This is a genomic window from Nocardia sp. NPDC056952 (assembly GCF_042674185.1).
In the GTDB taxonomy this organism is placed as follows: Bacteria; Actinomycetota; Actinomycetes; order Mycobacteriales; family Mycobacteriaceae; genus Nocardia.
Window position 1 is genome coordinate 461,106 of sequence record NZ_JBHURA010000001.1, and the last position, 17,776, is coordinate 478,881.

The 17,776-nt window shown below is 65.4% G+C and carries 16 protein-coding genes; 9 read left to right on the forward strand and 7 right to left on the reverse strand.

The genetic code is table 11. The features are described from left to right. Positions 1-47 precede the first annotated feature (47 nt). The 3 genes from ACFTS5_RS02015 to ACFTS5_RS02025 are packed head-to-tail and all read left to right on the forward strand — an operon-like array spanning position 48 to position 2,787. Positions 48-854: an ABC transporter ATP-binding protein gene (locus ACFTS5_RS02015; RefSeq protein ID WP_378626708.1), complete on the forward strand. Its 807-nt coding sequence runs from the start codon at positions 48-50 to the stop codon at positions 852-854. Next, positions 844-1,731 carry an ABC transporter permease gene (locus tag ACFTS5_RS02020; protein ID WP_378626710.1) on the forward strand — a complete coding sequence of 296 codons (888 nt, stop codon included), beginning with the start codon at positions 844-846 and terminating at the stop codon, positions 1,729-1,731. The genes ACFTS5_RS02015 and ACFTS5_RS02020 overlap by 11 nt, the downstream gene beginning before the upstream one ends. A gap of 3 nt (positions 1,732-1,734) precedes the next feature. Then, positions 1,735-2,787, forward strand: coding sequence for an ABC transporter substrate-binding protein (locus ACFTS5_RS02025; RefSeq protein WP_378626712.1), 1,053 nt, complete (start codon positions 1,735-1,737; stop codon positions 2,785-2,787). Between the two features lie 45 nt (positions 2,788-2,832). On the opposite strand, the gene ACFTS5_RS02030 is transcribed toward ACFTS5_RS02025, so the two are convergent. From ACFTS5_RS02030 to ACFTS5_RS02045, 4 genes are read right to left on the reverse strand one after another with little or no spacing between them, the layout of a single operon-like run. Further along, positions 2,833-3,597, reverse strand: coding sequence for an ESX secretion-associated protein EspG (locus ACFTS5_RS02030; RefSeq protein WP_378626713.1), 765 nt, complete (start codon positions 3,595-3,597; stop codon positions 2,833-2,835). Beyond that, positions 3,594-4,895, reverse strand: a complete 1,302-nt coding sequence (locus tag ACFTS5_RS02035; protein WP_378626715.1) for a hypothetical protein — start codon at positions 4,893-4,895, stop codon at positions 3,594-3,596. The genes ACFTS5_RS02030 and ACFTS5_RS02035 overlap by 4 nt, the downstream gene beginning before the upstream one ends. Continuing rightward, a complete protein-coding gene (locus ACFTS5_RS02040) occupies positions 4,895-5,284 on the reverse strand; it encodes a hypothetical protein (RefSeq protein WP_378626716.1) in 390 nt (129 codons plus the stop codon). The genes ACFTS5_RS02035 and ACFTS5_RS02040 overlap by 1 nt, the downstream gene beginning before the upstream one ends. Before the next feature lie 33 nt (positions 5,285-5,317). Further along, on the reverse strand, positions 5,318-5,848 hold the full coding sequence (locus ACFTS5_RS02045; RefSeq protein ID WP_378626717.1) for a DUF3558 domain-containing protein: 531 nt from the start codon (positions 5,846-5,848) through the stop codon (positions 5,318-5,320). A gap of 561 nt (positions 5,849-6,409) precedes the next feature. On the opposite strand from ACFTS5_RS02045, the gene ACFTS5_RS02050 reads away from it, so the two are divergent. The 3 genes from ACFTS5_RS02050 (at position 6,410) to ACFTS5_RS02060 (ending at position 11,576) form a co-directional block, all read left to right on the forward strand. Next, on the forward strand, positions 6,410-6,736 hold the full coding sequence (locus tag ACFTS5_RS02050; protein WP_378626718.1) for a type VII secretion target: 327 nt from the start codon (positions 6,410-6,412) through the stop codon (positions 6,734-6,736). A 662-nt stretch (positions 6,737-7,398) separates the two neighbouring features. Continuing rightward, on the forward strand, positions 7,399-11,238 hold the full coding sequence (locus ACFTS5_RS02055; protein WP_378626720.1) for a DUF6531 domain-containing protein: 3,840 nt from the start codon (positions 7,399-7,401) through the stop codon (positions 11,236-11,238). Positions 11,239-11,330: 92 nt separating this feature from the next. After that, a complete protein-coding gene (locus tag ACFTS5_RS02060; protein ID WP_378628284.1) occupies positions 11,331-11,576 on the forward strand; it encodes a hypothetical protein in 246 nt (81 codons plus the stop codon). Between the two features lie 420 nt (positions 11,577-11,996). Here ACFTS5_RS02060 and ACFTS5_RS02065 read toward each other — a convergent pair whose 3' ends face one another. Beyond that, complete coding sequence (locus ACFTS5_RS02065) at positions 11,997-13,253, reverse strand: HRDC domain-containing protein (RefSeq protein WP_378626721.1); 1,257 nt, start codon at positions 13,251-13,253, stop codon at positions 11,997-11,999. Positions 13,254-13,275: 22 nt separating this feature from the next. Next, complete coding sequence (locus tag ACFTS5_RS02070; protein ID WP_378628285.1) at positions 13,276-13,827, reverse strand: DUF3000 domain-containing protein; 552 nt, start codon at positions 13,825-13,827, stop codon at positions 13,276-13,278. Positions 13,828-14,144: 317 nt separating this feature from the next. Between ACFTS5_RS02070 and hemE the strand changes: the two genes are divergently transcribed. The 3 genes from hemE to ACFTS5_RS02085 all read left to right on the forward strand — a co-directional run bounded on the left by hemE (position 14,145) and on the right by ACFTS5_RS02085 (position 17,310). Beyond that, entirely contained in the window at positions 14,145-15,200 is a 1,056-nt protein-coding gene (gene hemE, locus ACFTS5_RS02075) for a uroporphyrinogen decarboxylase (RefSeq protein ID WP_378626723.1), read from the forward strand. 23 nt (positions 15,201-15,223) lie between these two features. Further along, a complete protein-coding gene (locus ACFTS5_RS02080; RefSeq protein ID WP_378626724.1) occupies positions 15,224-16,585 on the forward strand; it encodes a protoporphyrinogen oxidase in 1,362 nt (453 codons plus the stop codon). A 140-nt stretch (positions 16,586-16,725) separates the two neighbouring features. After that, a complete protein-coding gene (locus tag ACFTS5_RS02085; protein WP_378626725.1) occupies positions 16,726-17,310 on the forward strand; it encodes an HAD family hydrolase in 585 nt (194 codons plus the stop codon). Positions 17,311-17,319: 9 nt separating this feature from the next. Here the strand turns inward: ACFTS5_RS02085 and ACFTS5_RS02090 are convergent, their stop codons facing one another. Further along, positions 17,320-17,724: a MerR family transcriptional regulator gene (locus ACFTS5_RS02090; protein ID WP_378626727.1), complete on the reverse strand. Its 405-nt coding sequence runs from the start codon at positions 17,722-17,724 to the stop codon at positions 17,320-17,322. Positions 17,725-17,776 lie beyond the last annotated feature (52 nt).

A 17,776-nucleotide genomic window follows, 5' to 3' on the forward strand; every position in this document is an offset into this window, starting at 1 on the left:
TAGCGGCCGCACATCACACCAAGGCGGCGCCGGACACAGGAGCAGCAATGAGCAATCCACTCATCGAACTCCGGGGCGCGACGAAGCGCTTTCCCGGAACCGACGGTGGCATCCACACCGCGGTGAAGAACATCGACTTCACCGTTGCCCCCGGCGAATTCGTCGCGGTGGTCGGTCCGACCGGCTGTGGCAAGTCCACCACCCTCTCGCTGGTGTCGGGCCTCGAGCCCACCTCGGCGGGGCGCACGCTGGTACGCGGCAAGGATGTCGACGGCATCCCCGAGGGCATCGGCTACATGTTCCAGCAGGATGCCGTGCTGCCGTGGCGCAGCGTGCTCGACAATGTCGCGCTCGGCCCGCGCTTCCGTGGCGTGTCGAAGACGCAGGCGAAGGCCAAGGCCGCCGAATGGGTGCGCATCGTCGGGCTGGCCGGGTTCGAGGACTACTACCCGCACCAGCTCTCCGGCGGCATGCGCAAGCGCGTCGCGCTGGCCCAGACCCTGGTGAACGAACCCGAGATCATGCTCATGGACGAGCCGTTCAGCGCGCTCGATGTGCAGACCCGCCAGCTCATGCAGGACGAACTGCTGCGCGTGTGGGCAGGCACCGACGCCGCGGTGATCTTCGTGACCCACGACCTCGAGGAGGCCATCGCCCTGGCCGACCGGGTCGTGGTGATGACCGCGAGCCCCGCGACCGTCTGCGGTGACTTCCGCGTCACCCTCGAACGTCCGCGCAATGTCGAAGAGGTGCGCCTCACCGAGGAGTTCCGCGACCTCTACAGGGAAATCTGGGAAACGCTGCGCGATCAGGTCGAGGCGGCTCGCACGAAGGGAGCGACCCGTGTCGCTTGAGACGATGACCAAGACAGCGGCCACCGCGCCGGAGGTCGAAGCCGAATCCGAGGAACAGATCCTCGCCAGGGTCAAGACGAAGAATCGCAAGTCCAAGCTGCGGGTATGGGGCCTGCGGGCCGCGCTGATCGTGCTGTGGCTGGGTTCGTGGGAGCTGGTCGCCAGCGTCTGGATCGACCCGTTCTTCTACTCCAAGCCCTCCTTGATCTGGGATCGGCTGGTCGAATGGTTCACCGAGGGAACGCAGTTCGGGTCGATCTGGCTGCAGATCTTCACGACTGTGCAGGAAGCCGTGCTCGGTTTCGTGATCGGCACCGTCGCCGGCGTCGTGCTGGGCACCCTGCTCGGTCGCAGCCGCTACTGGGCCGACGTGCTCGCCCCGTTCATCAAGGCGCTCAACGCCGTGCCCCGCATCGTGCTGGCCTCGCTGTTCATCATCTGGTTCGGCTTGGGTCTGAGTTCCAAGGTCGCGACCGTGGTGGTGCTGGTGTTCTTCGCCGTGTTCTTCAACGCCTTCACCGGCGCGAGGGAAGTCGACGGCAATGTCATCAACAACGCCCGCATCCTGGGTGCGAGTAAGCGGCAGATCCTCGGCTCCATCGTGCTGCCCAGCGCCACGACCTGGATCCTGTCCAGCCTGCACACCGCCTTCGGGTTCGCGCTGATCGGTGCGGTCGTCGGTGAATATGCCGGTGCCAGTAAAGGTTTGGGCCTGCTGATCTCCAACGCCCAGGGCACCTTCGACGCGGCAGGTATCTACGCGGGCATGATCATCATCACCGTGGTCGCCCTGATCGCGGAATCGCTCATCGGCTTCGCGGAAGGGCGCCTGCTGAAATGGCGTCCCTCGCAGGCGCAGTCGGGTCACGGGGTGTAGACGATGAGATACCGCAAGCCCTTCGCCCTGGCTCTGCTCGCGATCAGTTCGCTGCTGCTGGCCACCGGATGCCGCGATTCGCGGTCCATCCCGATGGCCGACGGCAGACCCCAGATCACCATCATGGTCGGCGGTCTGGAGAAGGTGATCTACCTGCCCGCGATGCTCGCCCAGCAGCTCGGCGCGTTCGAGGCCAACGACATCGACGTGAAGCTGCTCGGCGAACAGTCCGGCGCCAGCGCAGAAACCGCGTTGCTCACCGGTGACGTCCAGGCCGTGGTCGGCTTCTACGACCACACCATCGACCTCCAGGCCAAGGACCAGTGCCTACAGACAGTGGTCCAATTCGCCGACGTGCCAGGCGAAGTGGAACTGGTCTCCACCGCCGACGCCGACACCATCCGCTCGCCCGCCGACTTCCGCGGCCGCAACCTCGGCGTCACCTCGCTCGGCTCGTCGACCGACTTCCTCACCCAGGCGCTGGCCGGCCAGGAGGGCCTGAGCACCTCCGACTACACCAGGGTGAAAGTCGGTGCGGGACAGACCTTCATCGCGGGCATGAACCACGACGGCATCGACGCGGGCATGACCACCGACCCCACCGTGGCGAAAATGGTCCAGTCCGGTGATGCGAAGATCCTCACCGACATGCGCAACGAGGAAGGCACCCGCGCCGCACTCGGCGGCCTGTATCCCGCCTCCTCGCTGTACATGAAGTGCGACACCGTCTCCGCCCACCCGGAGATCGTCCAGAAACTGGCCAACGCCTTCGTTCAGACCCTGCGATGGATCGACATCCACAACCCCGATGAGATCGCCGCGAAGATGCCGTCCCAATACGCGGGCAGCGACCCGGCCCTCTACGCGAAATCCATTCGCGACTCGATCGGCATGTTCAACGGCGACGGCCTGATGAAACCCGAAGGCGCCCAGAACGTCCTTCGTATCCTGGGCCGATACTCCCGCAACGTGGCCCCCGTCCGGGACCGCATCGACCTCGAAGCCACCTACACCAACCAATTCGTCGAACAAGCGCACCGAACTCCGGCCCAGTAGCACCATCGACCCCTGCCGCGACTCATGGCAGGGGTCGATGCGTGTCTATCGGTAGGCGGGCTCGTTGTCTTCGCGATAGATCGCGATGGCCGATTTCATCAACCGCACCAACGACCCTCGGGCATCGCCGGTATCACCCGGTCGCGCCTCGATCACAGAGCCTCGTTCGGTGACCAGGTAGCGCCCATCCGGGAAATCCATCACATGGAAGCCCTGTCCGGGTTGTGGCCGGTTGTCCGTCGCGGCGCCCGGATAGCCCGCCACGTATACCAGCGTCGACCGGGGCCGCCCGAAGAAATCATCCGCCTTCTGCTGCGGCGTGCGCCGGTCGGCCGCCCACGGATCGTAGGCCGCTTCCTCGTCGAAGTCGTTGCTGTTCATCGAGAACACGTCCCCGCCTGCCGCCCCCGTCTTCGGCAGCCGGGCAAGGAGCTTGTCGGGCAACTGTTCGAGCTCGAGCATGCTCATCCGGATGTCACCGCCCTCGTGGTCGAGCGGCACCCGCTGCTGTTCCACCAGCACCGCCTGCTGCCCTCGCACCGCCGCGAACGACCGCAACTTCTCCCCGTCGCCGTACCCTGCGAGCTCGAATCGCGCTTCCGGCTCGAGCAGAATTTGCAGCGCCGCGTCCAGCGAGTGGTCGAACATCGGCAGAATCCGCTGGGCCTCGTCCTGCCACAGCCGGTCGTAGTCGTCCACGGTCACCGCGTCCGCCTGCGTCTGCAGCGGATAGGGGAGCACATCGCGATCCGCCGCACGCCACAGCACCGTGAATCCGAGCGCACTGAACTGCCACTGTCCCCGGCTCATGCGCCGATCACCGGCGGCACCGTCTTGGCCCGCTGATCCTCACTGAGCCCCGTGAGTTCTTCACCGTTCTCCTGATTGATCAGATAGTCCTTCGTCCCGGATTCCTTCTCGTCATCGCCCTTCCCGCCCTTCCCGCCACCGGCACCCATACCGCCCATGCCCGACATCCCGCGGCCCGAAGCGGCGGAACCCGCGCCTCCCGCACCGGCACCGCCCTTTCCCGCAGCGGCGCCACCCGGTGTGCCCGGAACGGCCGCTCCTGGAACGCCGGAACCCGGTGTCCCAGCACCGGGCGAACCGCCACCCGGAGAGCCACCGGTCCCCATCGGTGTCGTCGACCCGGGGGTGGTGCCTGTCGGCGTGGTCGGCACGGTGGACTGCGGTGTCGTCGCCGCAGGCTCCGTGCTCGACGGTGTGGTGTCGTCCCCGGTGTCGTCGTCGGACGGGTCCTCCGTCGTCGGCGTCTCGGTGGTCGGCTGTTCGGTCGTGGGCTGTTCGGTGGTGGGTTGTTGTGTGGTGGGCTGTTGCGTGGTCGGCTTCGTGCCCTCGGTGTCGCCCTTGCTGCCGTCGTCGTCGCCAGGCTTCGAGCCGGTGTCCAAGGGGTTGTACGGCTGGGGGACGAGTGGAACGTCGGTGTCCGCGATCTTGATCGCCTCGTAATAGATTCCCTTGACCACCTCCGCCCCTTCGGATTTCGCGGTATCGGCGTTATGGCTGTCCATCTTCCAGGTGGGTCCGGGGATGTAGCTCGCGATCCCGCTGAGCGTGGAGCCTTCGTGCGGCTGAACCCGATCCTTGGCGATCTGCATCGCCGACTCGACCACCTTCACCTTCTCGGCCATCATCTGCGCCGACGCCAGCAGGTTTCCCGACTTCTCGACGTAGTCCTTGATGCCCGCACCGGCGCTGGCTCCCGCGTTACCGGTCCACTTCTCCCCGATCGCTTTCCCGATTTCGGCGTCGTAGGTCTTGAAACCCTGTTCGAGCTTGTTACGCAGGGTCTCCCAGCGGGTGTGCAGCGTGTTGACATCGGTCATCGACATCGCGGAGACCCGCTCGTACAGATCCGACATCTGACTCGGTTCGTCATACGAGACGACCTGCGGTTTCTGGTAGGCGCCGTCGAATTCGTTTTTCAACTCCGCCAACCGATTCCGTGCGATATGCGCATCGGGGCTCTCGTCCGTCGAACGGGTCGGCTTGCTGCCGTCGGCGTAGTCCTTCAACGAGAGGTATGTGCTACCTCCCGGAATGGAGTTGACGACCGCCCTGCCGACCACATTGTCCAAGAATGACATTATTGACCACCATTGGGAAGGTTGGCGCCCTGTGAAGTCAGCGCTTGCGCTTGGGCTACCTGCTGGTCTTGGTACTTCTTCACCGAGATCTCGATGGTGTCGCGGATCAGTGTGAGAACCTGTATGTGTTCTTCAAAGGCTGTATTGAAATCACGTTCCCCGCCAATGGCTTTCATTCCGAGCATCTTGGACAGCTCGTCCGCTGCGTTGAAGCGACCCAAGCCGGACACCGACGAGAGAGAGCTCAGGCTCTGTTTCAGCTCACTGAACAGTGTTATCTGCCTATTGCACGCGTCACGACAACTCGTCGATACAGACGGATCCAAGTAGAGATTCCCGGACTCTGCATTGGATTTCAGAGTCTCCCAACGAGACTTCTCGTCTGCCATTCACCCCACCCTTCTGTATATGTATTTCGCTATCTACTTCGGGAAAAGCGGAACAATCGCCGCGGCCATCGGCTGCAGCCGTTCGCACGGTGGAGTTTTCCGCTCTTTGACGCCGGTGTTGAGCATGTCTAGCTGAGCAAACCCGCTAGTTGTCTGGAACACCAGCGAGCAATCCTCATCGGCATCGTGATGGCTCTGACGGAATTGAATGCCCTGACGTCCGGCGACCGTTACATCCTTGAACTCGATGTTCGTCGACTTCTGGCGCACTTCATCGACTGTGTGAATCGTCGTATAAACAGTGAGGCCGTAGCCAGGTGGGTAGGCCGAGGCGCTCCATGCGCAGATTTTCCAACCAGGCTCCTCGGCACCGAGGATGCCCGACCGCTTCGACGCCACATCCAGCCCCAGGCTGGTCAAAGTGGAATCCGGGATCTGGCTGCACGGGTCCCACAAGGCCGCAGTAGCCGCCGCCTGATCGGTGGTCGCACTTGGCTGCGCCTTCCCGCTCTCGGTAGTGGAACACCCCGCCGCCGCAAGCACCCCACACAACACCGCGCTCACCAACACAGACCGTCGCCGCACGAGCATCCTCCGTCTTCCCCGATCACCGAGCCACACCGTCCGGCCGAGCCCGCACCAACCCACGGCCGCCCGCATGCTCCCCGCACCCGGCCACCCCGTCGTTCCGCACAGCCTACGACACCATTCCACCCGATTCACCTCACCGCCCCCGCCCCATGAAACCTCCGCAACTCCAACGAGTTCCGCCGTGCGCGGGTGCTACAACCCTCGACAACCACCCACGGCGACGCCCGACGGTCACGAGTCACGCGGTCGGACATTCGTCCTCACCACCCCGCCGCATCACACTCAATCATCACTGAGATGGCACTGCTCTACACCCTTAGACGCACTGAAGCCCCTTCCGGTTCCATCGATTTCACCGCACATACCAACCCTGTCGTATCCGCTACGCTCGGCGATTGGCACTGCGTGCCGCAGGTCTGACGTACTGGTATTTCCGGTGGATGGGACCTGTTCGATCAGGTTCGACATCGCAGGTCGCGGGCAGCTATGCCCGCGGTCCTGGGGTGGTATCACACGAGGGGCGGGGCATCGAATATGACAAGCGCGGGCGGGGAACTCAGCATCTCCCCGGATAAGATCAAAACCCACGCCACCAACGTCACCTCAGCCGGTTCAGGGTTGACCGAAGCCCTCGAAGCAGCCCAGGCGGTCTCGGCGCCCTCGGACGCGTTCGGGAAATTGTGTGCCTTCCTGGGGCCGTTGTTCGTTGATTCGGTCGAGACCGATGGCATCGACGCGATCCAGGCCGCGATCGATGCTTTCGGGAACACCAGCTCGAACCTGACCGCGGTCGCGGACGCGTTCACGACCCGCGACACCACCAACGCCGCAGCACTCAAGACCCAAGAGTCCGGTCTGTAATGGCCGCCAACCCGCTCATCGCTGCGAAGGAAGACACCACCGACTGGTCCACCGGCATCAGCCTGGTCAGCTCGGTTACCGATCTGTCCGACGCGATCTCGGGTGGTTCCTGGATCGAAGTCGGCCTCGGCGTCGTCGGTCTCGGCGCCGAGGCAGTCTCCCTTGTCGTCGACCCCCTCGGGACGCTGGCCGGTTACGGCGTGGGGTGGCTCATCGAACACTGCCAACCATTGCAAGACGCCCTGGACTGGATCGCCGGCGACCCCGCGCAGATCGAGGCCTACGCCAAAACCTGGGACAACGTCGCCGCCCGGATCACCGAAGTAGCGACCGCCCAAAACGCCGCAGTTACAGCAGACGTCACGGACTGGACCGGCCAAACCGCCACCGCCTACAAATCCGCGGCGTCGAACACCACCAACCTGCTCACCGCGGCCAACACCGCCGCGACCGCGGCAGCTTCAGCGATCCGCATGGCAGGCGGGATCGTCGCCGCGGTCCGCGAAACCGTCCGTGACCTGGTCGCCCAAACCGTCGGTCGCCTTGCGGTGTGGGCGGCGGAGCTGGTGTTCTCGGTTGGTCTGGCGACTCCGCTGGTCGCGGTCCAGGCCACCGCCTACATCGCCAAAACTGTCGCGACGATCTCGAAGTTGTTCTCGAAGTTGGCCAAGACGATGTCGAAGCTGAAGCCGTTGCTCAAGCAGTTGAAGTCGGCGTTCGGTGATATCGCGAAAGCGTTCAAGAAGACCCCGTCGAAGACCTCGAAGAACGCCGACACCACCACCACGAGCCCTGCGGCTGCGAAGAACACCGATACCTCGACAACACCGTCGACCACGAAACAGCCTGACACGCCCACGAATCCGGCCAGCACACCCGACACACCGTCCAAAACGACCGACAACCCCGACACCCCGGGTAGCACGAAACCCGCGAACACTCCGAGCGATACCAGCAAGCTTCCCGACCAGTCCGGCTCCGAGAAGCCGGACCTGAACAAGACCGCGAAGCAAACCACCGACTGTGGTGACCCGGTCGACGTCGCGACCGGCGAATTCCTGCTCCCCGCAACCGATATCGAACTTCCCGGCGTACTGGCACTGGTCCTGACCCGCCGGCACCGCTCGTCGTATCGCTTCGGCCGATGGTTCGGGCCTTCCTGGGCCGCGACACTGGACATGCGCGTCGAAGTCGACCAGGTCGGAGTCCGCTTCGTCGGACCCGACGGTGAGCTGTGGCAGTTTCCCCACACCGCCCCCGACGTCCCAGTCCGGCCGGTCCACCAGGGCATCCGCGCAACCATGACCCGCACCGAAACAGGCGGATACTCAGTCCACGACCCAGACCGCGAACTCACCTGGAGCTTCCGGCCCACCGTGGCGGACGGGCCCGAAACCGCACTCGGCAACTATCCGATCACCGAGATCACCGACCGCCACCACAACCGAATCACCTTCCACTACAACAGCACCGGCCAACCCACCGAAGTCACCCACTCCGGCGGATACCGCGTCCGCATCGACACCACCGACGACCGCGTCACCGCCCTGACCGTGCTCGGAACCACCCCCACCGGCGAACCGCTGGAAACGACAGTTCGCGAGTTCGGCTACACAGCAGGTGATCTCACCACGGTCACCAACGGTGTGGGCGCGACCACGACCTTCCGCTACGACAACGAACACCGGATGTTGTCGTGGCGCGACTCCCGCGGCACCGAAATGCGCAACACCTATGACCGATCCGGTCGGGTCATCGAACAGGTCGGCACCGACAACATCCTCTCAGCCACATTCACGTATGAGGCGCTCCCGGACTTCCGCCGCTCGCGCACTCATCACACGAACTCCCTCGGCGCCACCACCACCTTCGAGTTCGACGAAGACCTCTGCCTGCGCAACATGATCGACCCACGCGGTGCGACGTCGATGACCGACTACAACGAGTACCGCCAACCGGTCCGCCACGTCGACGCCTACGCCAACACCACCGTCTACCTCTACAACGCCGACGGCGACCTGGTCCTACTCCGACGCCCCGACCAGGCAACCATCACCATCAGCTACGCCGCGCCCCACTGCCCCGCCACAATCACCGATGTCGATGGCACGACCACCACCCGCACCTACGACGACCATGGCAACCTCACCAGCGTCTCGGATGCCGACGGTGTCGCCACGGCCTACACCCATCATCGAGGTGGTGCGCCGGCCTCGATCAGTCTCTCAACAGGCGCCACCACCAGCATCGACGTCGATGCCGCCGGCCTACCTATCCGGATCATCGAGCCCAACAACGCGGTCACCATCGTCGAACGTGACACGTTCGGCCGACCCGTGACCATCACCGACCCTCTCCGCAACACCAGCACCAACCACTACTCGTCCGAGGGGCAGCTGCTCTCGCGCACCGATACCGACGGCAGCACCCAGTCGTGGACCTATGACGGCGAAGCGAACCTGCTCACCCACACCAACCAGATCGGTGCCATCACCCGCTACACCTACGGCACTTTCGACTTGGTCAGCACGCGCGAATCCGCCGATGGCACCGTGACCGCCTACACCCACGACACAGAGCGCCGTCTCACCTCGGTTACCAACCCCCTCGGGGACACCTGGACTTACGAATACGACCCGACCGGCAATGTCTGCACCGAAACCGACTACAACGGATCGGTCACCCACACCGAGCACGACCTGCTCAACCGCCCCACTACCATCACGACACCGACCGGCGTCCAACGTCGCCTCACCTACGATATTCTCGGCCGATTCATCGGCGTCAGCACAGACACGGGCGAATGGGTTGTCAACACCTACACCCCAACCGGGCTGCTCATCAACGCTAGAAATGGCGTGCACGACGACCCGATTCATTCGGTCACCTTTGTCCACTCGCCAGCCGGGCGGATACTGGCCCAGCGCGTCGACGGGCGCGCCACCACTTACGACTACGACCGTCACGGTCGCCGCACCGGGTACACAACGCCGAGTGAGGCGTCGACCACCTATGAACACACCTCGACTGGACAGGTCGCCACCCTCACCACCAACGGCCACCGATTCGACTTCACCCACGACCGCATCGGACGCGAAAACAGTTGGCACAGTGCTGGTATCGGACAGCACAACACCTATAGCGCTGGTGGATACACCCTCAGCCGTGAACTCGTACAGCTCGATCCGCACACCAGTGCGCCCATCCAACTGCTCGAGCGCGACGATTACACCTGGCGTCCGGATGGGTACGTCACGAGCCACACCACCACGACACCCACCGCAAACCGGCGCCGCGACTACACCCTCGATGCGATCGGTCGCATTACCCACATCGCAACCCCGAGCCCCGGTGCCACCGAGCAGTACGCCTACGACGCCCTGTCGAACCTCGCTACCGCCGAGATCCCCGCATCACCGGCACCATCCGATCCCATCGCAACCAACCAGAACACACCTGAACCCCCTCCCGAACAGCGCTTCGAGTACCGCAACAACCTCCTCGTCCGCGCCGGACGCACCCACTACCACTATGACACCGCCGGTCGCCTTACCCGCAAAGAGAAGACCCGGATCTCCCGTAAACCCGCCGTCTGGCATTACCGGTACAACGCCTTCGACCAACTGATCGAAGTCACGACCCCGGACAAGAACACCTGGTCCTACACCTACGACCCGTTCGGTCGCCGAACCGTCAAACGAAACGACACCAGCAACACGGTCACTGAATTCACTTGGGATGGAGTCCATCTCACCGAACAGTCAACCACCGACCATGCCGGTACCCGAACCCACACATGGACCAACCACCCAACAACCCACATCCCACTCACTGAATCCGTCGACGACCAATTCTGGGTAATAGTCACCAACCTCGAAGGCAGTCCGACCCACCTTGCCGACCCCGCCACCGGCAAAATTACCTCAACAGCCAACACTGTGCTGTGGGGCAAGACCACCTGGGCAGGTCCCGAGACACCCCACCGATTCCAAGGCCAACAATACGATCCCGAATCCGGCCTCCACTACAATCTGCACCGGTTCTATGATCCAGAAGTCGGCAGATTCCTGACTCAGGATCCGCTGGGATTGCCGCCCGCTGAAAACCCAAATTCTTACCCCAGGAATCCAATTTCTTGGTGTGACCCGCTCGGGCTGGCACCGGTTGGTTGCGCAAAGCGTGCGTGGGCGGACCGTGCGGACTTTAGTAGTCAAAAAGTTCTGGATAAGAAGTATGACGCGCATGCTTCAGTTTTCGGCCTCACCGGCAATAAGAACAATGCCAATAAGGCGGCGTTTGTCGAAGCGATGAAGCAGCACATGACGGCCCCGGATACGAAGATTTACCGATTCAATTACAGAAACCAAGGAACAGCCGTCGGATTCATCGACCCCAATACGAACAAGATGGTAATGTTGCGATCTGACGGCAAGTTCTGGTCGGCTTGGAAGCTGGGAGACCAGCAATTCGAGGGTATCGTTCAGAAGGGTTTTCTATGGTAGCTGGAACTGACGAATTCAACTTTTCCAAGCGCACTTGGCAGCGACCCCGAGATGTGGCACCGAATTCTGGCATTGGCGAGCAATTGGCACTGATGCGAAGGTTTGCCTGCTGCGAAATTGATGGTGCAGAGTTCGCGCGCAGCTGGTACGCCGCACGGAGTAGATCTCTGGAAGCGAGGGAGCGGGTGCGACCGCCTTTCGAATTCCTGCTGGATCGAGTCTTCTTTGCGCTCGAAGATTACCCGATCGATCCAGCAGATCGGGAAGACGGGGATATCACCGAGGATCAACTTCGCGCCGCAGTCCGCGATGCTCTGGTTCACCTCGATAAACTGTAGGTGCGAGGCATGGGCGCGGCGCGGATGTGACGGCGGCAGTGCTCCCGGTTGGTCTCCGTCCGGTCGGTAGTCCGAGATAGGAGCCGACATTCGACGGTACCGAAAACTGCGGCCGAGGCATTCCGGATGATGTCTCGAAAATATCTTCGAAGGAGTGCTGGAGGGTGAGCGAATAGCGCATGCACCGGCTAAGGAAAAGCTGGATTGCCGATGGATGCATTTGCGGAAGGGGTCATGATCGAAAGCAAATCTTCGCGAGCCTACTTTTGGAAACTGAATGACAAGTGGGTGCGCGGCATTCTTCCGCAGAAGGCTCGCGTCAGAGGAATTTGAGGCTGGGGAGGGTGGACCAGCGAGACTTTCGCGCAATCGAACCACGGACGCCCGGAATGCCCGCCGACCTCTGAACCCGCGCCGCGGTCAGGCCTGGTCGGCCGCGGGCGTGAGGGCCTTGGCCAGGGCAGGGACCGCGAGGGTGCGCTGCCACATGCGGGCGCCGCCGGCGAGGAGGAAGGTCTCGATCTTCGCGGACAGTTCCCCGTGCGTACCGACGTTCTTGTAGTCGGGGAGACCGTCCCAGCACAGTCGACGGACCAACTCGGGGGACAGGAGGTTCTCTACCGGGATGGAGTGTTCGGTGGAGAGTTCGCCCATGGCGCCGCGGGCGGTGGTGAGGCGGGCGGCGGCGATGGGGTCGCGGCGTTCCCAGCGGTTGACCGGGGGTGGGCCGTCGAAGGGGAGGGTGAGTGGGGGGAGTTGCTTGTCGGGGAGGGTGCGGCCTCGTTCGACGGCGGCCAGCCAGTCGCGGGAGTAGCGGCGTTGGCGGGGGCCACCGAAGACGGGGAGGGTGCGCAGTTGGGCGATCGAGCGGGGTTCGCTGGTGGCGGCGGTGACGATGGCCGAGTCGGGCAGGATGCGGGCGGGGGCGACGTCGCGGGCGCGGGCGAGTTCGTCGCGGGTGGTCCACAGTTCGCGCACGATCGCCAGTTGGCGGGTGCGGCGCAGGGTGTGGATGCCGGAGGTGCGGCGCCAGCGGTCGGCTTTCGGGGTGGGCGGGTCCATGGTGCGGACGTGCTCGAATTCCTCTGCGGCCCAGTCGAGTTTGCCCTGGGCGTTGAGGTCGGCGGCGACGGTGTCGCGGAGTTCGAGGAGTAGTTCGACGTCGAGGGCGGCGTAGTTGAGCCATTCGTCGGGCAGTGGGCGGCTCGACCAGTCGGCGGCGCCGTGGCCCTTGCGCAGGGAGCGGCCGAGGAGGTTTTCGACCATCGCGGCCAGGCCGACGCGTTCGTAGCCGGCGATGCGGCCGCCGAGTTCGGTGTCGAACAGCCGGGCGGGGCGCAAACCCAGTTCGGCGAGGCCGGGCAGGTCCTGGTCGGCGGAGTGCAGGACCCATTCGAGGTCGTTGATCGCTTCGGCCAGCGGGGTCAGCGCGTCGGTGACCGGGATCGGGTCGATGAGGAACGAGCCCGCACCCTCACGGCGGAGCTGGATCAGGTACGCCCGTGCCGAATAGCGGAAACCGGACGCGCGTTCGGCGTCGACAGCCAGGGGGCCGGTGCCCGCGGCGAGGGTTTTGGCGGCCGCGGCGACCTCGTCGGCGGTCGCCAGCACAGGTGGAACCCCCTCGGCGGGGGCGAGCAGGGGCTCTGCTGCGGTGGGTTCCTCGGCGACCGACATAAACGTGAACTCTACGTGGCGATCAAGGGCGATCGGTGCGGGTATAGGACTCCGGTCGTAAATGAGTGACCCCGGCGGGGGGTAACCCGGCGGCGAAGGCGAGCACTTCGCAGAACGCTTCGACGTGTCGGCGCATCTCGGTGGTCGTGGCCGTCCACGATGCGCGCAGTTCGAGCTGGTGCGCGCGGGGTGGGCCCGCGATATCGCCGTAGCGGACCGAACTGGTCGCGGTAACCGTGCCGCCGAGGGCGGTGAACGGTTCGCCGCGCGATTCGAGGGAGTCGACCAGCCAGCTCCACGCCACCTCGGGTAAGAGGGGATCGGCGGCCAATGCGGCGTCGATGTCGGCCTGGATGTAGGCGACGAGCCGGAACACACCGTTCCAGGCCTCGTCACCGTCGGGGTCGTGGAGCAGGATCAGCCTGCCGAACGCGTCGCCCTCGGAGTCGGTGGGCACCATCGGACTGTCGGGGTGGATGACCTCCGCCCCGAGCGCATAGGAGAACGGCGCCAACCGTTGCGGGGGACGGATCGGCGCCAGCTCGATTCGGGGGTGCACTGTTGCGGTGCCCATCGCATCGACCGCCGCCCGAAAAGAAGCAGGCTCGCGGGGCGTTCCCCCGGTCGGTGCGGCGCCGTCGCGGATGTCGAGCGGTGTCACGAGGAGGAACGGTAGACCGTGGGTGCCCGGCGCCGTCGGAGGCGCGCCGCCGTGCGCGTTGCGTACGGGTCGCGTTGCGGAGGGTGCATTCTCGGCGTCGGCGCGATGCACGATGTGCGACGTGAACGGGGTCGGCGGGTATCGGTGACTCGACCGGTTGAACGTGTGGTCGGTCCCACACCCGCCTGGGCGTGAGGTTGCCGCGGACCCGACGCTTAGGATGAACGGCGATGAGCACTTACACCCGCCGCCGGTTGACCGATGCCCCTTTCCTGGCCGCCGCCACCGGCGCGACGCCCAGCAGGCGCCCGGTGTGGTTCATGCGTCAGGCCGGCCGGTCACTGCCGGAGTACCGCGAACTGCGCAAGGGCATCGGCATGCTCGAGTCGTGCTTCGACCCGGAGCTGGTGTGTGAGATCACCATGCAGCCGATCCGCCGCCACGGCGTCGACGCGGCAATCCTGTTCTCCGACATCGTCGTTCCGCTCAAGGCCGCGGGCATCGACCTCGACATCGTGCCCGGTGTCGGCCCGGTCATCGCCTCCCCGGTACGCACCGAAGCCGACGTGCGCGCGCTGCCGCGGCTGCGGCCCGAAGAGGTCGGCGCGGTCACCGAAGGCGTCCGACTGCTCACCGGCGCGCTCGGCGACACCCCGCTCATCGGTTTCGCGGGCGCCCCGTTCACCCTCGCCTCCTACCTGGTGGAAGGCGGGCCGAGCAAGCAGCACGAGCGCACCAAGGCGATGATGCACGCCGACCCGAAGACCTGGCACGCTCTGCTCGGCGCCCTCACCGACATCACCATCGCGTTCCTGCAGGCCCAGTTGTCGGCCGGGGTCGACGCGGTGCAGCTGTTCGATTCCTGGGCGGGCGCCCTCTCGCTGGCCGACTACCGCGAGTACGTGCTGCCGCATTCGGAGCGGGTGTTCGCCGAGGTGGCCTCGGCCGGGGTGCCGCGCATTCACTTCGGCGTCGGCACGGGCGAACTGCTGGGTGCCATGGGTGAGGCCGGTGCCGATGTGGTCGGTGTCGACTGGCGGGTGCCGCTCACCGATGCGGTGCGCCGGGTCGGTGCCGGAAAAGGCTTGCAGGGCAATCTGGATCCCGCGATCCTGTTCGCCGGGTTCGACGCCGTCGAGGCCGAGACGCGGCGGATCGTGCGCGAAGCCGACGAGGCGATCACGCTCGGCGCGACCGGGCACATCTTCAACCTGGGCCACGGCGTGCTGCCCGACACCGATCCCGGCGTGCTGACGGAGCTGGTCGAGTTGGTGCACTCGCTGTAAAACCGCCCCGCTACGGTCGTGGCATGAGGATCGCGGTCGTCGGTGGCGGAATCAGCGGGCTCGTCGCGGCCTATCGGTTGCGGCAGCGGCTGGGGGACAGCGTCGATATCGTCGTGCTCGAGCAGAGCGGACGAGTCGGCGGGGTGCTGCACACCCGTGAATTGGCCGGGGAGCCGGTCGATCTCGGCGCCGAGGCGTTCGTGGGGCGCAGGCCCGAGGTGATCGAGTTGATGGGCGAACTCGGCTTGGCGGACCAGTTGGTGCGACCGGCCGGGAAGCGGCCGCTGATCTGGGCGCAGGGGTCGGCGCATCCGCTGCCGGGGCGCACCCTGATGGGGATTCCGTCTGATGCCGAGTCGCTGCGCGGGCTGGTCGACGATGCGACGCTGGATCGGGTCGCCACCGAGGCGCAGCGTCCGCTGCACTGGGAGCCGGGCTCTGACGTCGACGTGCAGACCCTGGTGGGTGACCGTTTCGGCAGGCAGGTCGTCGAGCGCAGTGTCGATCCGCTGCTGGGCGGGGTGTATGCGGGGATCAGTGCCTCCATCGGTGTCCGCGCCGCGTTACCCACTCTTGCCGCAGCACTCGACGACGGCGCGGCGAGTCTCACGGAGGCTGTGGGTGCGGCGATGCCCGCGCCCAGCTCGGCCCCGGTGTTCGGTGGGCTGCGCGACGGCTACGGCGCCCTGCTGGCCGCACTGGCCCAGGCTTCGGGCGCACGTTTCGTCACGACCACGGCCGCGACCCGAATCGCGCGCGGACCCCATGGCTGGGTGGTCGACCCGGTCGGCGCCGTCGAGGGTGTCGTCATCGCGACGCCCGCCCCGGTGACCGCCCGCCTGCTGCACTACGTGGCGCCCGAGGCCGCCCGCCTCGCCGCGGGCATCGAGCTGTCCTCGTCGGCGCTGGTCGCGATGGCCCTGCCACGCGACACCGCACTACCGGACAACTCCGGCATCCTCGTCGCCACCGGAGAACCTTTGCGCGCCAAGGCGTTCACCCTGTCCAGCCGCAAATGGCCGCATCTGGCCGAGCGTGACGTCGCGCTGGTCCGCGCCTCCTTCGGCCGCCTCGGCGACGACAAGCCGCTCTCCTGGACCGACGACGACCTCATCGCGGCGGCCGTCGCCGACCTGTCCACCGTCACCGGCATCCCGATCACCCCGATCGAAGCTGTCGTCCAACGCTGGCCCGGTGGCCTTCCGCAGTACGCCCCCGGCCATACAGAGCGGATCGCGGCTCTCGAGTCGGCTGTCGCCCCCCTCGACGGCATCGCGGTAGCGGGCGCCTACCTGCACGGCGTCGGTGTTCCCGCCTGCGTCGCCTCGGGAACCGCCGCCGCAGCACGAGTGGCTACCGCGTACATCGCGAGCACGCAGCGCTGATCCCGATTCCGGCGACAACCGGGCGTGTGCGCCGATCCGTTCCGGTACCTCGATCCGGCCTGGCTTCGCGCCGGGTCCTCGGCGCTACCTGTGCCGCGTGATCGCTGTGAGTCACCCAGCGGCACAGGCAGACTGGGACGATGCAGAGATTCGAAGCGGTGCTGTGTGATCTCGACGGCGTGCTCCGTCAATTCGACCACGACCGTCAGCGCGAGATCGAGGAGCGCTACGGGCTGCCCGTGCTGGCCACCGCCTTCGCCCCGGAACAGATCCGCCCGGCCATCCTCGGACAGGCCACCGCCGAACAGTGGCTGGCCTCGATCACCGCGGCGCTCGGCGGTCACCCGGACGCGGCCCGGGCGGTCGACGCCTTCGCCGCCGTCGACTTCTGGGTCGACGAAAAGGTCAGGGATCTGCTGACAGAGGTCCGCACGCGGGTGCCGCTGGTCTTGGTCACCAACGCGATGGACAACCTCGACGTCCACCTGAGCCGGATGCGCCTCACCGATTTCGCCGACACCGTGATCAGCAGCGCCGCCGTCGGTGTCGCGAAACCGGACCTGCGCATCTACGAGATCGCCGCCGAAGCGGCCGGTGTCGCGCCGGACCGCTGTGTGTTCATCGACGACCGGCCGGAGAACGTGGCTGCGGCACAATCGCTCGGCATGGTCGGCATCCACTACCGCGGGATCGACGATCTGGCGGTACTCGGCGCGAAGGCCTGAAACTCGCCCTCAGGTCGGCTCGGGGGACCAGACTCCGACCGCGGTTCCCTCGTCGACATGCTTGCGATACGTAACGACCTTGTTGTGGATGACGTCGAGATCGGCCGTCAGTTCGGCCAGCCGGTCGCGAACGGACTGTTCGTGAGCCTCGAGCAGGGCCAGCCTTTCTCGCTCGTTTCCTGGACCTGAGCGAACGAGCCCCGCGAAGGTCCGCAAGGTGGCGATGGGCATGCCGGACTCGCGTAGGCGGTTGCAGAGCAGGAGCCATTCGACATCGGCCTGCGCGTAGACGCGCTGTCCACCGGGAGACCGGGGGATCGGGCGCAACAGAAGTTCTTCCCGTTCGAAGTATCGCAAGGCGTGCACCCCGAGGCCGGTGGCTCGCCCGACGTCACCGATAGACAGCCCGTTCATCTCGTGCGTCCTCACAGCTTGACCTAGATCGCACTCTAGCTTCTACCGTCAG

What these genes read in the sequence shown, in the direction of transcription:
- ACFTS5_RS02085 (WP_378626725.1), top strand. Translation starts at nt 16,726, where the DNA reads ATGCAGAGATTCGAAGCGGTGCTGTGTGATCTCGACGGCGTGCTCCGT.
- ACFTS5_RS02015 (WP_378626708.1), top strand. Translation starts at nt 48, where the DNA reads ATGAGCAATCCACTCATCGAACTCCGGGGCGCGACGAAGCGCTTTCCC.
- ACFTS5_RS02040 (WP_378626716.1), bottom strand. Translation starts at nt 5,284, where the DNA reads ATGGCAGACGAGAAGTCTCGTTGGGAGACTCTGAAATCCAATGCAGAG.
- ACFTS5_RS02035 (WP_378626715.1), bottom strand. Translation starts at nt 4,895, where the DNA reads ATGTCATTCTTGGACAATGTGGTCGGCAGGGCGGTCGTCAACTCCATT.
- ACFTS5_RS02080 (WP_378626724.1), top strand. Translation starts at nt 15,224, where the DNA reads ATGAGGATCGCGGTCGTCGGTGGCGGAATCAGCGGGCTCGTCGCGGCC.
- ACFTS5_RS02025 (WP_378626712.1), top strand. Translation starts at nt 1,735, where the DNA reads ATGAGATACCGCAAGCCCTTCGCCCTGGCTCTGCTCGCGATCAGTTCG.
- ACFTS5_RS02030 (WP_378626713.1), bottom strand. Translation starts at nt 3,597, where the DNA reads ATGAGCCGGGGACAGTGGCAGTTCAGTGCGCTCGGATTCACGGTGCTG.
- ACFTS5_RS02070 (WP_378628285.1), bottom strand. Translation starts at nt 13,827, where the DNA reads ATGGGCACCGCAACAGTGCACCCCCGAATCGAGCTGGCGCCGATCCGT.
- ACFTS5_RS02090 (WP_378626727.1), bottom strand. Translation starts at nt 17,724, where the DNA reads ATGAACGGGCTGTCTATCGGTGACGTCGGGCGAGCCACCGGCCTCGGG.
- ACFTS5_RS02050 (WP_378626718.1), top strand. Translation starts at nt 6,410, where the DNA reads ATGACAAGCGCGGGCGGGGAACTCAGCATCTCCCCGGATAAGATCAAA.
- ACFTS5_RS02065 (WP_378626721.1), bottom strand. Translation starts at nt 13,253, where the DNA reads ATGTCGGTCGCCGAGGAACCCACCGCAGCAGAGCCCCTGCTCGCCCCC.
- hemE (WP_378626723.1), top strand. Translation starts at nt 14,145, where the DNA reads ATGAGCACTTACACCCGCCGCCGGTTGACCGATGCCCCTTTCCTGGCC.
- ACFTS5_RS02060 (WP_378628284.1), top strand. Translation starts at nt 11,331, where the DNA reads ATGCGAAGGTTTGCCTGCTGCGAAATTGATGGTGCAGAGTTCGCGCGC.